The sequence below is a fragment of the Streptomyces longispororuber genome, assembly GCF_014656095.1.
GTDB lineage: Bacteria > Actinomycetota > Actinomycetes > Streptomycetales > Streptomycetaceae > Streptomyces > Streptomyces longispororuber.
This window is the reverse complement of record NZ_BNBT01000019.1, coordinates 1-12,948: the sequence shown is the minus strand read 5'-3', so window position 1 is coordinate 12,948 and position 12,948 is coordinate 1. Positions and strand designations below refer to the sequence as shown.

Genomic DNA, 12,948 nt, shown 5'->3' with positions numbered 1-12,948 from the left:
CGGTGTCCCGCGTACCGACATCCACGGAAAGGCAGCTATAGCCATGGATCCACTTCTCGCCGTGAGCGAAGAGGTGCGCACCGCTGTTGCCGAACGACGCCCGGTCGTAGCGCTGGAATCCTCGCTCATCGTCAATGGACCGGCCTATCCGGCCAACGCTGAACTCAGCCTCGACATCGAGAAGGCGGTTCGCGACCGCGGCGCGGTACCCGCAACCATCGGCATCGCCGACGGGGAGTTCGTCGTGGGCATGGACGCCGACCTGATCGACCGATTCGCCTCCGCCAAGAGCATCCCGAAGGTCAGCGCACGCGACCTCGGCACCGTCCTGGCCGGCGGCGGCCTCGGCGCCACGACGGTCGCCGGCACCGTGGTGCCCGCGGTCCGCGCCAGCATCGCGGTCTTCTCCACCGCCGGAATCGGAGGCGTCCACCGGCGCGCTCAGGAGACCTTCGACGTTTCCGCCGACCTCCAGCAGTTCACCCGGAGCCGGATCACTGTGGTGTGCGCCGGCGCCAAGTCCATCCTCGACCTCCGCCTGACCGCCGAGTATCTGGAGACCGCGGGCGTGCCCGTGCTCGGGTACCGCACGGACACACTCCCGGCCTTCTACGTTCGTGAGTCCGAGGTGCCGGTGAGCCGCGTCGACAACCTGACTGTCGCCGCTCGGGCGACCCGGCTGCACTGGGAGGTGAACGGCGACCGTTCGGTCTTGCTCACGGCCCCCATAGACGAGCAGGACGCCCTGGACGGCGACGAGATCGAGCGAGCCATCCAGGCCGCTCTCGTCGAGGCCGACCGGGCAGGCGTGCGCGGAAACGCCATCAGCCCTTTCCTGATGCGTGCCCTCACAGAAGTGACCGCGGGCCGCAGTGCTGCGGCGACTCGCGCGGTACTGCTGTCGACCGCCCGTGTCGCCGGCGAGTTCGCCGTCGCCCTCGCGGCCACCCCCGGGGAGCGGTGAGATGGCGGATCCGCACACCATCCCGTACCGCGGAGTCGTCTTCGACTTGGACGGCACCCTCGCCGACACTCCCGGCGCCATCGTATCCATCACTCTCCAGGTCCTTCGCGGGCTGGGGCGGGAAGCGGACGATGCGGCGGTGCGCGCCACCGTCGGCAAGCCGCTGGACCGCAACTTCGCCCAGTTGCTCGACCTGCCCGCCGATCACTCGCAGGTGCTCGACGCCATGGCCGCTTACCGCAGCGGCTTCGGTGAGTACCTTGCGGAGCATCGTGAGCGCATGCTGTACCCCGGCGTGCCGGAGGGGCTGACCAAGCTGCGCGACCTCGGCCACACCCTGGCCGTCGCCACTTCCAAGACTTACGAGGCCGCGGTCAGGACGATGGACGCGACCGGCATCTTGGGTCAGTTCACGGTCATTGCCGGACACGACTCGGTGAGCCGCGGAAAGCCCGCGCCCGACATGGCGCTGTACCTGGCGGAAGAGCTCGGGATTCCTGCCGAAGAATGTGTCGTCGTCGGTGACGCGACGGGTGACATCGAGATGGCTCGCGCTGCCGGCATGGCTTCTATCGGTGTCTCCTACGGTGTCGCTACCGCCCAAGACCTCATGGCTGCCGGTGCCTTGGCGATAGCTGATTCCTTCGACAGTGTCGTCTCGGCGGTTTCGCGAGGCGGAGGCGAATGACGGACGTCCTGACCACGTCGGCCGTGTGACGGGAGGTGATGACCACTCACGAGTGGCTGATGCTCGAGGCCGCCGCCTCCGCGCTGGAGGCGGCGGGCCGGCACCAGTGGGCCGCCGTTCCCTGGACCTCATCCTGGACGCGGATGCTGTGGCGGGCGTCGAGTGGCCCGCGGATGCGGTTCGAGGCCGGCCCGTCAACGGGCCTGGTGCAGCACGCACGTGGGGCAGGTGGCTGGCAAGGGAGTTGCGGGCGCTAGCCTCCTCGCATGTCTCTCACCGTTGACCAAGTGGCCGGATACGTGGAGCGGGACCTGGACGCCGACCTGGCGCGCTGGTTCCCCGGCGCGCCGCGGGCCGGGGCGGCGCCGGGCCGGCCGGTCGAGCCGTTCCTCGGCAGGCTCCCGCGGGACGCCGCGACCGCGTTGGCCGGCTTCGACCGGAGGGTGCGGGCGGGGGCCGTGCCGCGGGCGCTGGACGTCTGCGACTGGTCGTACGGGTTCGCGTTCGGGGCCAACGGCTGCCGGATCCTCGACTCCGACTACGAGACGGAGCTCTCCGACGACGACGTGTGGTCCGTCGGCGCGGACGGCGGAGGCAACTACCACGTCGTCCTCGCCTCCGGCCGCGTCGCGCTGTGGTTCCACGAGGAGGAGGTCATCGAGGCCGACACGCAGTACGACAGCCTCGACGTCTTCCTGTGGTCGGTGGTCCGCCACCGCGCCGTACGCGCGGGCGTCCTCGACCTGGCGGCGGTCGAGGCCGACTTCCGCTCCCTCGCGCAGCCAGGAGCACTGGCACCGGAGGTCGGACTCCTGGCCTCGCTGGCCTGACGTGGGCACCGCGGCGAGCCGGGGCCGGGGTGCGCGCGTCAGTCGGCCGGGTCCTCCCGCGGTTGCAGCAGGGCCTGTTTGAGCAGCCAGAACACGTGGTCGCTGACGCGGGCGGGCGGCTCCCCGGCGCGGTCGGCGACGAGGCCGGTGAGCGTGCCGAGGGCGAGGGGGCCTTCCCGCGCGGCCACGGACAGGGCCGTGCGGAGGAGGCCGAGGCGGAGCACGCCGAGGGCGGTGACGTACGCGGGCAGGGGGGACTCGCCCGCCAGGGCTGCGGCACCGTACGGGGTCACCGCCACCGGCGTGGTGCCGTCCAGGGTCCGGCTCGGGTAGGAGGCGAACACCGCCTTGTGGTCGATCGCGGTGTGGTCGGCGCGGCGCGGCACGGGGTCCGGGAGCCGGGCGGCGACGGCCGTCAGCTCGTCCCAGAGGCGTTCGTGCGCGCCGATCACCCTGGCCCAGGAGTAGCGGGCGAGGGCGCGGCGGCGTGAGGCGTCGGCCATCCGCGCCCGCAGGCCCTCGTCCCTGACCAGGGTGCGCAGCGCGGCGCGCAGCGCCTGCGGGTCGACCACGGTGGACTGCGCGAGGAGCAGGTGTTCGGGCAGGTCCCCGCGGTCGTAGAGGCCCTGCCGGGCGAAGGCCTCGCCGCCGGCCGGGCTCCAGTAGGTCGGTACGAGGAAGCCGGTGCGGCCGTGCGCCACGCTGTCGCGGTAGCCGTCCCAGTCCGACACGACCTGGGGGAGGCCGCAGGCCATGGCTTCGACGACGGTGATGCCGAACGTCTCCTGGACGTTGTCGACCGGGGACACGAACAGGTCCGCGGCGGCGTAGAACGTGCCCCGGTCCGCCGGGTCCACGGGCTCGACGACCCGGACGCGGTCGGCCACGCCGAGCCGCGCGGCCCAGTCGCGCAGCGTCCTGCCCCACCGGGGCGGCCCGCCCCCGGCGAGGAGCAGCAGGAGGTCGCGCCCCGGTTCGTCGGCGACGAGGTGCCGGAAGGCGGTGACGAGCGGCAGCAGGTCGGCCTTGTCGCCGGACGAGAACCGGCCGAGCCACAGCAGGACGCACGCGCCGGGCGGCAGGTCCAGGGCCCGGCGAGCGGCCTCCCGCCCGCCCGGGCGCAGGGCGTCGGTGTCCACCCCCAGCGGGATGACGTCGAGACGGCCACGGAAGCGCAGGTCGGCGCCGTGCCGGGCCCGCAGGTCCGCTGCCACGGCCTCCAGGAGGCGGCGCGCCGCCCGGCGCGTGCTCTCGCTGGTGCAGATCAGCGCGTCGCACGGGGCGGTGTCGGCGAGCAGCAGCCGCAGCGCCCACTCGTGCGCCAGCTCCGGATAGCTCAGGACGTGCGGCGTGGCCGTGACCGGGTGGCGGCGTGCCGCGAACCGCCCGCGCAGCGTCACCGCGGTGGCCAGGTCGCCCTCGGAGTCGTGCCAGGCCCTGAACGGATGGCCCGCGACGTCCCGTACCAGCTCGGCGAAGTCGGTGACGGTGAGTTCGACCCCCGGCCGGGCGGGGGCGGCGCGCAGACGTGAGCGGGCGGCGGTGGCCCGGTCGTGGAAGACGTAGTAGCGGCCCGGCGCGCCATGGCGGAGCAGCGCCGGCCAGAACGCGTCGACCGCGGCGCCCGCGCCGTACACGGTGCGCCGGGGCGGGGCACCGGGGGCGGGGACCGGGTCGTCGTACAGGTACGTGGCCAGGCGGGCGGGGGCTGTCACGACGAGGGCCCTTCGCCGCTCGCCTCGACCGAGCGCAGGGTCAGCTCGAGCACCGCCGCGGAGTAGAACTCCATCGCGTCGCCCGGCCCGCCGTCGGCCCACGCCAGGTAGCGGGAGAGCAGGACGCCGGGGTCGACGAGGCGCGTGTCGGCGAGCAGCGGAGCGGCGAACAGGGAGGCCAGCAGGGGGCGGGAGGGGCCGCGCAGGGCTGCGGTCATGGCCGGGGAGAAGTCGTCCGTCCCGCAGGGGCGGCCGACGCCCCGCAGGCCGAGCCGGGTGAGCAGGTCGCGCTGCACGGTGCGCCCGGATCGCCACCGGCCCGGCAGCCGTCGGCACAGCCGGGCGAGCTCCGGCGTGCACAGCGGATGGACCGGCCAGATGCCGTGACGGAGGTACAGGGCCGAACCGGAGGTCACCGACTCCACGGCGGATTCCGCGACGTGCCCCCGCGGGGCCGGGTCGAAGGCGGAGACCGGATCGGCCCGCGCGTCGAGGAGCATCTCCCGCGCGGAGCCGGTGAGATGCTCCGGAACGGGGTCCGGTCCCGGGGCCGGGGCCGTGCTCGTCGGCCCGTCCCCGGGCGAGGGAGGGCTGTTGTCCCCCGGCGCGGGAGGACTGTCGTTTCCCGGCGGGGGAGGGCCGTCGTCCCCCGGTGAGGGAGGCCCGTCGTCCGGGTGCGGCCCGCACAGTTCGTCGCCGCCGAAGCCGGTGAACAAGCACCGCACGCCGTCGGCGGCGGCCGTGGCGAACAGGGCGCCGACCGCCTCGTGGTAGCACTCCTCCCAGGGGACCACTCCCCGCGCACGCGCCCGCGCGCCCCCTGGCGGTAGCAGCGGATCGGCCGCGAGGGCGCGCGTGGTGTCCACCGCGCCGAACCGGTCGACCACCTCCGCGCGCCGCACCCGCTGCCCGGCCTGCTGCGCCCCCGGCATGGTGAGCCCATAGGTACGGGGCCGTCGCCCGGTCAGCGTCGCCACGCACGCCGTGACCAGGGACGAGTCCAGGCCGCCGCTCAGCTCGCAGGCCGCCCGGCCCGCGTCGGCGGCACCACCGGGCCCGGCCCAGCGCCGTACGGAGGCCCCGAGCGTCCGCCAGAACGCGCCGGGGACGTCGCCGCCCGGCACCACCCGGCCGACGCGGGGCAGGGGCACCGGCGGGGGGTAGTTGACGCGCAGGGGCTGTGCGGGGGCGTCGTCCACCGGCCAGGTGCCGCGTGAGCCCGCGCAGAGCAGCCACATGTCCCGCAGCAGCGTGCGCCGCGAGTACGGGGTGTCGGACCAGGCGAGGAACGCCGCGGCGCGCAGGGGGTCCAGGCAGTCCCGGCCGAGCAGGCGGTACAGGCGGCTCGGGTCCCAGTCGGCGTGCAGTTCCTCCCGCCGGGCGACGGCGTACAGGGAGCCGGTGCCCCACGGTCCCGCGTGCACGGTGAGCCCGCCCGGTGCACCGCCGCCCCCGGCCCGGATGACGACGGTCACCGAGGACAACGGCCATGCCAAGGCCGCGGCCAGGGCCATGTCCCACGCCGGTACGAAGGCGCCGGTGTCGCCCTGCGGCACGGCACCGGACATGTCTCCGGCGCGGGGCCGACGCGGCGCACCGGCGCAGCGCTCCCGAACCGACAGGAAGAACCTGCCGTGCCCTGCGAAGGCCACGTTCTCCAGGGCAGGATGACGGAAAGGAGTGATATGGCTGTGCCCGGCCGACCAGCCGTGCGCAGCAGGTCGCCATACGCGCCCGAGGTCGTCACGGCGCACGCGAAAGCGGAGCATGAACCCGGGCTTACCCCTTCTTTCTCCTCTGCCTGTCCCTGCTGCCCAGCAGTTTGCCGAATACCGGGCGGGCCTCGTCACCGCCGGGACGTTCACCGGCCGAGGCGCCGGATTCCCCTGCTCCTTCCGGCCCTTCCGGCTCGAACAGTTCCTCGGCGGTGGCGACCAGTTCGTCGGTGGGGTCCTTGGCGGTGTCCGCCGGGGCAGTGGATTCGTCCGCCGGAGTCGCGGACCGGGCTGTCGGGTTCGCGGTTTCGTCTGCCGGAGTCGTGGATTCTTCCGGTGAGGTCGTGGATTCGGCCGGGGGGTTCGTCGCTTCTTCCTCGCCGCCCATGGTCCCTCTCTGGCTGAGTCGTCGGCTTTCCCGAGAGTCTCCGATCCCGGGGCCCCGTCCGACAGCGTCAAACCGGTCAATGCGTGAACCACTTCATCCGCCGCCCGGCGTGCGGCAGGCGAGCTATGCCGATATTCCGCAGCAATGCAAGGCAATCGGTACGTCTTCGCCGGGGCGGCGGATGCGTATGGTGCGGGCGGGCCGGGTCGGGCGGATGGTGTCGCCGGATGCGGCCTGTCACCGGCGGTCCCGCCGGACCTGGCGGCGCGTCAGGACAGCAGGCGGGAGATCCCTTCCCGGCGTCGGCTCCCGACAATGGCCAGGACACGTATTGCGGCGATTCTCATGCCTGGCCGAGAATTCGGGTGCCCACGGATGAGCTGTCCTGGCGTTGGCGCACGGCGACGACGGACGAATGGCGCGGCGGAAAGCGATCCACCCTGCACGCGACGCCCTGCACGGAACACTCCGCACGGAAACGCTCCGCACGGAACGCCCGCACGGAACGCCCGCACGGAAACGCCCCGCACGGACCCGGAATCGTTCCCTCCCCCCACGGACAAGGAAGAGGCATGGCCACTTTCGACGTGCAGATAACAGCCGGTCAAGCGCCGAGCAACTGCTGGATAACGGCCACCGGACAAGAGATCCACACGATCAACGACGCGGAGAGCAAGGCCTTCGGGTTCGACGACTACGACAGGATCAGGCGGGCCTGCGGGAGCATCATCGGGGAGTCGCCGGACGAATGGTTCCTGCACAACCCGACCAAGCCCCACCCCAACTCCGGCGACCACCGGTACGACAACGCGTACGACGTGTTCGGATGGCAGCCCGTCACGGTGACGCTCCGGCCGATCAAGTCCGAATGGCTCGGGGTCGACACCAACCCCGTCATCGCGTACCACGTCGAGTGGGACAACGAACTGGACCACCCCGCCACGTATTCCGCGGACATGTCGGTCACGAAGACCGAGAGCGTCAGCCACACCATTTCGTCGAACACGTCCATCGGCGTGGGCACCACGATCAGCTTCGGCATCGGCATCGAGGGCTTCGGGGACGTCTCCAGGGAGGGGAGCTTCACCTTCACCAAGGAGTGGGGCGACTCCACCACGAACACCCAGGACATCATGGTGGGCACCACCGCGCAGGCGTACGACGACGTTCCCGCCCACTCGTCGGAGACCGCCTACCTCTGGTCGAACCTGGGCACCGCGCGCTACCGGGTCACCTATCAGGCGAGCCTCAGCGGCTGGCTGATGACCATCAACAACGACTGGTACGGCGGCCACGGCTACCGCGGCCTGAACCCCGGCTCCGTCCTCGGCAAAGCGGGTCTTGCCAGTACCGTCACCGTCCAGTACGACCACACCGTGGGCTTCTACTCCGGCGCCCGCATCGACCTCGCTCCCGGGCCCTACGACCCGAACCACACCCCGCCGTACGGGTCGCTGGCCCATGCGATGGTCTTCGCCCCCAAGGACACGCCCGCGCCGGGCGGCGACGCCGGGAACGGCGGAGGCGCCTCCGCGTAGCCCCACCGGCTTGCGGGCGGAGGCCGTCCACGTGGGCACCGGCAGCACGCCGGTGCCCACTGCCGTGCCGGCCGGGCCCCGTCCGCTCACTGCCCGGAGCGCGACCTTCCCTCCTGCCCCACGTGCTGCCGTACCCAATCGGTGACACCGCTCAGCCGGGCGGCGGCCCGGGCCGGGTCACCGGTGCGGACGGGCTGGTCCACCTCGAAGTCGTGCCCGGTCAGGCCGCTCTCGTCCTCGACGACGCGGGCGATGCGGTAGGCCCGCCGCATCAGGTCCCGTGCCGCCGGGCCCGCGTGGCCGTAGGCGACCTCGACGGTGGCCGTGTCGCCGCAGTAGTCGAGCTGCACGCGCCCCGGCGGGCCGACCGTCTCCAGGGTCAGGCCGTACGGGAACTCCTCCATCCCGACAGGTCCGACGTCCCGCGCGACGCGGTCCACGATCCGCTCCCACGCGGCCCGTTGCGCGGCGGTCAGCCGCAGCGGCGCCGGTTCCACGTCCGGATCGAAGTCGGCGCCGAGGCGCGCGACCGCTTCCTCGAGCGTCGAGCCCGGCGGTACCCGTACCAGCGTGATGTCGTAGGTCACCGGACGAATGTAGACGTGCGGAGTTCCTCCGCCGGTGTGGCGGTCCGGCGCACATCGGTCGGCGACGGCACCGGGCAGCGGGGAGGTGCTCCCGGAAGGACCGGCGGCGGTGGTGTCCGTGTGCGCCGGTTTGCGGTTTCCGCAAAGGATGGTTTTGCGGTTTCCGCAAAAAAGAGGGGGTCTGGCGGGGCCTCCGGCGGAGTCTGTGGGCATCGACGTCCACCGACCGAAGGTGCCGCCCGTGCGTACGACCTCACCAGCCGCCACCGTCCCGGCCGTGCCCGCTCTCGCTGCTCGTCGGCGCTGGGCGGTCCTGGCGATCTGCGCCCTGAGCATGTTCCTGGTGGGGCTGGACACGACCATCGTCAACGTCGGCCTGCCCGCGATCGGTGCCGGGCTCGGGACGAGCACGCGCCACCTGGAATGGATCGTCGACAGTTACACCATCGTCCTGGCGAGCCTGCTGACCACCTCCGGGGCGCTGGCCGACCGCTTCGGACGGCGCCGCGTGTTCCAACTCGGCCTGAGCGTCTTCGGCGTGGCGTCGCTGGCGTGTGCGCTCGCCCCGTCCGCCGGGGTCCTGATCGCGGCCCGCGCCGTCCAGGGCATCGGTGCCTCGATGCTGAGTCCGGTGGCCCTGGCGATCGTCGTCAACGCCATGCCGGACGCCCGGGAGCGCGCCCGCGCCATCGGGGTGTGGGCGTCGGTCTTCGGCCTGAGCATGGCCGCCGGGCCCGTCACCGGCGGTGCCCTCCTCGCCGTCCTGGACTGGCGGGCCCTGTTCTGGATCAACATCCCGGTGATCGTCGCCGCGCTGGTCCTCAGCGCGCTGTTCGTCCCGGAGTCGCGCGCCCCGCGGCACCGCTCGCTCGACCTGCCCGGCCAGGCCCTGCTCGTGCTCGTCGTCGGCCTCACCGTCGCGATCCTCATCGAGGGCCCGCACCAGGGGTGGACCGCGCCCCTGACCGTGACCGGCTACGGGACGGTCACCGCGGCGGCCGTCGCCTTCGTCGCCGTCGAACGGCGGCGCCGCGAACCGCTGATGGACCTCTCGCTGTTCCGCGTGCCCGCCTTCGGCGCCGCCGTCCTCGGCGCCACGGCCGTCTTCACCGCGCTGAACCTGACGCTGCTCCTGAACACCTACTACCTCCAGCACGCCCGCGGACTCTCCGCGCTCCTCGCCGGCTGCGCCACCCTGCCCATGGCGCTGGCGGCCACCGTGTGCGCGCCCGTGGCCGGGGCCATGGTCGGCCGCCACGGCCCGCGCCGGCCGCTGCTCATCGCCGCCACGAGCCTGACCGCGGGCGCCCTGGCCCTCGTCGGCCTCAGCGACAGCACGCCGCTCGCGCTGCTGCTCGGCGCCTACCTGGTCATCGGCGTCGGCGTGGGCTTCGCCAACGCGCCCCTCACCAACACCGCCGTCGGCGGCCTGCCCCGCGAGCGCGCCGGCGTCGCGGGCGCCATCACCTCGACCGCCCGGCAGGTCGGAGCGGCGGTCGGCGTCGCGGTGGGCGGGGGCCTCGTCGCCGGGCAGGACCCCGACCGGCTCGCCGAGGCCTCGCACCCCGGCTGGCTCACCGCCGCGGCGTGCGGAGCGGCACTGTTCCTCGTGGCGCGCGCCGCCCGCCCGGCCGCCTGAGTGCCCCGGCGTGGCGCGCGCCGCCCGGCCGCCCGAGTGCCCGGTGTGGCCCGAGGACTGCCTCTCTTTCCGGCCCGGCGGCCGGAAAAGGTTGTGCGAAAGGACAGGGCGCGCGCCCGGCCCCGGGCATTCGCGCGGAACACGTACGCCCCTGGGCTCCGGAGGGGACGGCGGCGCGGTGAGCGCTGGTCGCAAGGTTTCTTCTGACCAGAACTCGTTTCAGATAGGACAGGAACGCTCCGTCGATCACCGCCGGATGCACGCCGGTGATCACTCTGCACATGATTAGTCCTATGAGATGACTTGCATTTGTTCTGTTGCTCCGTGCCCGTGGCGTGCGGCTAGCTACTCACCGAGTCGCCGCCTCCCGCTCCGGGTTCCCGATGAGCCAGGGCGTGGGCGGTCACGAGCCGGTGCGCCGGTTCGGGGCCGGCCGGGGAGGCGGTGGCGAAACCGGCATGAGGAGAAGCCATGAAGAAGGCGTATGAAGCTCCGACGCTCGCCCGCCTCGGCACGTTCCGGAAGAAGACCGGGTTCCTGCAGCGCAACGGCAACGACCGTCTGATCCTCAGCAAGAACTGACGGTCGAGGGCTCGGAGACCCGACGCCATGACTGAACCGCACCACGGTGCGGGTCCGGGCCGCGGCGACGCGCACTTCGCGGTCTTTCCCGACCGCGTGGACGCGGCCGCCGCGGCCCGTTCCTTCGCCCGCCCCGGAACCCGCACGCTGCCCCACGCCTCGGGGCGGCCCTGGCTGGTCGGCTCCTGGCACGACGACGAGATCGTCACCGCCCGCGCCGGATCGGCCGCCGTCGCCGTCCTCGGCTGCTGCCCCGTCGACGCCGCCCACCTGCACCGGCACGTCGCACGGATGCGGGACCTCACGCACCTCGACGCCCTGGCCCGCACCCTGCCCGGCAGCCACCACCTGGTGGCCGCGCTCGACGGCCGGCTGCGGGTGCAGGGCACCGCGTCCGGCCTCCGGCTGGTGTTCCACGCCCGGATCGGGGGCGTGCACACCGCCGCCACCAGCGCGGACGTCCTGGCGGCCGCGCTGGGCGCCGCCCCCGACCCGCGCCAGGTGGCCGTACGGCTGCTGTGGCCGGTCCCGCACCCGCTCGCGGAAGCGCCCCTGTGGCCGGGCGTCACGGCGGTGTCCCCGCACGACGCGCTGCTGATCGCGGCGGACGGGCGCACGCTGCGCCACGCGCGCTGGTGGACCCCGCCGGAGCCGGTCCGGAGCCTCGCCGACGGCGCCCCCGACGTCCGCGCGGCCCTCACCGAGGCCGTCGACGCCCGCACCCGCCAGGGCGGCGTGGTCAGTTGCGACCTCTCCGGCGGCCTCGACTCCACCTCCCTGTGCTTCCTCGCGGCACGCTCGCCCGCGAAGGTGGTGGCCAGCACCTGGCCCGGGCGGGACCCGGCCGACAGCGACCTGCACTGGGCCCGGCTGGCCGCCCGGTCCCTGCCCGAGGTCGAGCACGTGGTCTGGGACGCGGACGCCTCGCCACTGGTCTACCAGGACCTGCTCGGCATCGACGACCTCCTGGACGAGCCCACCATCGGCGTGATGGACCGCGCCCGGGTCCTGCACCATCTGCCGGGCATGGCCGAGCGGGGCAGCCGGCTGCACCTGACCGGCATCGGCGGCGACCACGTGGCCTGGTGCTCCGAGGCGTACTACCACCGCCTCGCGCGCACCCGGCCGCTGTTCGCCCTGCGGCAGTTGCGCGGCTTCCGGGCCCTGTGGCAGTGGCCGCTCGGCGGCATGGGCCGCGCCCTGGCCGACACCCGGCCGTACGGGAGGTGGCTCGCGGACGCCGGCCGGCACCTGCGCGACCCGCTGCCCGCCACCGCCATCACCAGCCTGGGCTGGGGCATGCCGCCGCGCCTGTTCGACTGGGTCACCCCCGAAGCCAGACAGATGGCGGCACGAGCCCTGCGCGAGGCCGCCGAGACCGCCGTCCCGCTGCACCCGGACCGGGGCCTGCACGCCGACCTGGAACAGATCCGCTCCTGTACGCGCATCATCCGGCAGTGGGACCGGATGGCCGCCAGGGCCGGTGTGCCGATGGCCTCCCCCTTCCTCGACGACCGCGTCATGGAGGCGTGCTTCGCCGTCCGCCCCGAGGAGCGCGTGACCCCCTGGCGGTACAAGCCCCTGCTCACCGCCGCGATGCGGGGCATCGTGCCGGACGCGTGCCTGGGCCGCACCACCAAGGCCGCGGCCTCCATGGACGCCGCCAACGGGCTGCGCGAGCACCGCGGCGACCTGCTGGCGCTCTGGGAGGACTCGCGCCTCGAACGGCTCGGCCTGGTCGACGGCGAAGCCCTGCGCCGCCTGGCCCAGCGGCCGTCCACGCCCGGCCTGCACGACGCGATCCTCTACTCCACGATCGCCGCGGAGGTGTGGCTGCGCGGCCTGCCCCGGGCCACTCCCGCCCTCTCCTGAGCCCGCCCACGAGCGAAAGGCACCACCATGGCACTGCGGTTCAGCACCACGGTCTCCACGGCGGAGACCGACTACGGCACCGTCCTCCTGGACGAGCGCAACGGCGCGTACTGGGAACTGAACCCCACCGGCACCCTGGTCGTCCACGCCCTGATGCGCGGGGACGACGAAACCGCCGCCGCCGAGGCCCTCGCCGCCCGCTTCGACGTCGACCGGGCGCGGGCCGAGCGGGACGTCGCGACCCTGGTGGCGGAGTTGCGCGCGGCGGGGCTCGCCCGATGACGACGCCCAGCGCGCTGACGCCGCCCACGGCGGTGCCGTTCGCCCGGCGCCTGGCCGCCCGTCTCGTGCTCGTGCCCGCCCTCGTGCTGTCGTTCCTGCCGCGCGGCCGCGTCCGCGCCGTCCCCGGCGTGCTGCGCCGCGGCGCCGC

The 12,948-nt window shown here is 73.5% G+C and carries 12 protein-coding genes; 8 read left to right on the top strand and 4 right to left on the bottom strand.

The genetic code is table 11. The features are described 5' to 3' along the window. Window positions 1–43 precede the first annotated feature (43 nt). The 3 genes from IE330_RS09280 to IE330_RS09270 all read left to right on the top strand — a co-directional run bounded on the left by IE330_RS09280 (window position 44) and on the right by IE330_RS09270 (window position 2,482). Window positions 44–964, top strand: a complete 921-nt coding sequence (locus IE330_RS09280) for a pseudouridine-5'-phosphate glycosidase (protein ID WP_190135414.1) — start codon at window positions 44–46, stop codon at window positions 962–964. Window position 965: 1 nt separating this feature from the next. After that, the gene (locus tag IE330_RS09275; RefSeq protein WP_190135413.1) at window positions 966–1,652 is read left to right on the top strand and encodes an HAD family hydrolase; all 687 of its coding nucleotides are present in this window, start codon (window positions 966–968) and stop codon (window positions 1,650–1,652) included. 266 nt (window positions 1,653–1,918) lie between these two features. After that, the gene (locus IE330_RS09270; protein WP_190135412.1) at window positions 1,919–2,482 is read left to right on the top strand and encodes a hypothetical protein; all 564 of its coding nucleotides are present in this window, start codon (window positions 1,919–1,921) and stop codon (window positions 2,480–2,482) included. 38 nt (window positions 2,483–2,520) lie between these two features. Here the strand turns inward: IE330_RS09270 and IE330_RS09265 are convergent, their stop codons facing one another. The 3 genes from IE330_RS09265 to IE330_RS09255 form a co-directional block, all read right to left on the bottom strand. After that, the gene (locus IE330_RS09265; protein ID WP_190135411.1) at window positions 2,521–4,197 is read right to left on the bottom strand and encodes a glycosyltransferase family 4 protein; all 1,677 of its coding nucleotides are present in this window, start codon (window positions 4,195–4,197) and stop codon (window positions 2,521–2,523) included. After that, window positions 4,194–5,765 carry an asparagine synthase-related protein gene (locus tag IE330_RS09260; protein WP_190135410.1) on the bottom strand — a complete coding sequence of 524 codons (1,572 nt, stop codon included), beginning with the start codon at window positions 5,763–5,765 and terminating at the stop codon, window positions 4,194–4,196. The genes IE330_RS09265 and IE330_RS09260 overlap by 4 nt, the downstream gene beginning before the upstream one ends. Window positions 5,766–5,976: 211 nt before the next feature. Continuing rightward, window positions 5,977–6,300: a hypothetical protein gene (locus IE330_RS09255; protein ID WP_190135409.1), complete on the bottom strand. Its 324-nt coding sequence runs from the start codon at window positions 6,298–6,300 to the stop codon at window positions 5,977–5,979. A gap of 572 nt (window positions 6,301–6,872) precedes the next feature. Between IE330_RS09255 and IE330_RS09250 the strand changes: the two genes are divergently transcribed. Next, window positions 6,873–7,838 (top strand): hypothetical protein, encoded by a 966-nt coding sequence (locus IE330_RS09250; protein ID WP_190135408.1) that lies wholly within the window; start codon window positions 6,873–6,875, stop codon window positions 7,836–7,838. Window positions 7,839–7,924: 86 nt separating this feature from the next. On the opposite strand, the gene IE330_RS09245 is transcribed toward IE330_RS09250, so the two are convergent. Next, window positions 7,925–8,425, bottom strand: coding sequence for a hypothetical protein (locus IE330_RS09245; protein ID WP_190135407.1), 501 nt, complete (start codon window positions 8,423–8,425; stop codon window positions 7,925–7,927). Window positions 8,426–8,702: 277 nt separating this feature from the next. On the opposite strand from IE330_RS09245, the gene IE330_RS09240 reads away from it, so the two are divergent. From IE330_RS09240 to IE330_RS09225, 4 genes are all read left to right on the top strand, one after another. After that, window positions 8,703–10,064 carry an MFS transporter gene (locus tag IE330_RS09240; RefSeq protein WP_229925502.1) on the top strand — a complete coding sequence of 454 codons (1,362 nt, stop codon included), beginning with the start codon at window positions 8,703–8,705 and terminating at the stop codon, window positions 10,062–10,064. A gap of 471 nt (window positions 10,065–10,535) precedes the next feature. Continuing rightward, window positions 10,536–10,646 carry a keywimysin-related RiPP gene (locus IE330_RS09235; RefSeq protein WP_190135406.1) on the top strand — a complete coding sequence of 37 codons (111 nt, stop codon included), beginning with the start codon at window positions 10,536–10,538 and terminating at the stop codon, window positions 10,644–10,646. A gap of 27 nt (window positions 10,647–10,673) precedes the next feature. After that, window positions 10,674–12,518 carry a lasso peptide isopeptide bond-forming cyclase gene (locus IE330_RS09230; RefSeq protein WP_190135405.1) on the top strand — a complete coding sequence of 615 codons (1,845 nt, stop codon included), beginning with the start codon at window positions 10,674–10,676 and terminating at the stop codon, window positions 12,516–12,518. Window positions 12,519–12,545: 27 nt separating this feature from the next. After that, window positions 12,546–12,800, top strand: coding sequence for a lasso peptide biosynthesis PqqD family chaperone (locus IE330_RS09225; protein ID WP_190135404.1), 255 nt, complete (start codon window positions 12,546–12,548; stop codon window positions 12,798–12,800). Window positions 12,801–12,948: the final 148 nt, after the last annotated feature.

Bases quoted from the DNA above. Each gene is read 5' to 3' on its own strand.
- IE330_RS09280 (WP_190135414.1), top strand. From the start codon at position 44: ATGGATCCACTTCTCGCCGTGAGCGAAGAGGTGCGCACCGCTGTTGCC.
- IE330_RS09275 (WP_190135413.1), top strand. From the start codon at position 966: ATGGCGGATCCGCACACCATCCCGTACCGCGGAGTCGTCTTCGACTTG.
- IE330_RS09270 (WP_190135412.1), top strand. From the start codon at position 1,919: ATGTCTCTCACCGTTGACCAAGTGGCCGGATACGTGGAGCGGGACCTG.
- IE330_RS09260 (WP_190135410.1), bottom strand. From the start codon at position 5,765: ATGTCCGGTGCCGTGCCGCAGGGCGACACCGGCGCCTTCGTACCGGCG.
- IE330_RS09255 (WP_190135409.1), bottom strand. From the start codon at position 6,300: ATGGGCGGCGAGGAAGAAGCGACGAACCCCCCGGCCGAATCCACGACC.
- IE330_RS09250 (WP_190135408.1), top strand. From the start codon at position 6,873: ATGGCCACTTTCGACGTGCAGATAACAGCCGGTCAAGCGCCGAGCAAC.
- IE330_RS09235 (WP_190135406.1), top strand. From the start codon at position 10,536: ATGAAGAAGGCGTATGAAGCTCCGACGCTCGCCCGCCTCGGCACGTTC.
- IE330_RS09230 (WP_190135405.1), top strand. From the start codon at position 10,674: ATGACTGAACCGCACCACGGTGCGGGTCCGGGCCGCGGCGACGCGCAC.
- IE330_RS09225 (WP_190135404.1), top strand. From the start codon at position 12,546: ATGGCACTGCGGTTCAGCACCACGGTCTCCACGGCGGAGACCGACTAC.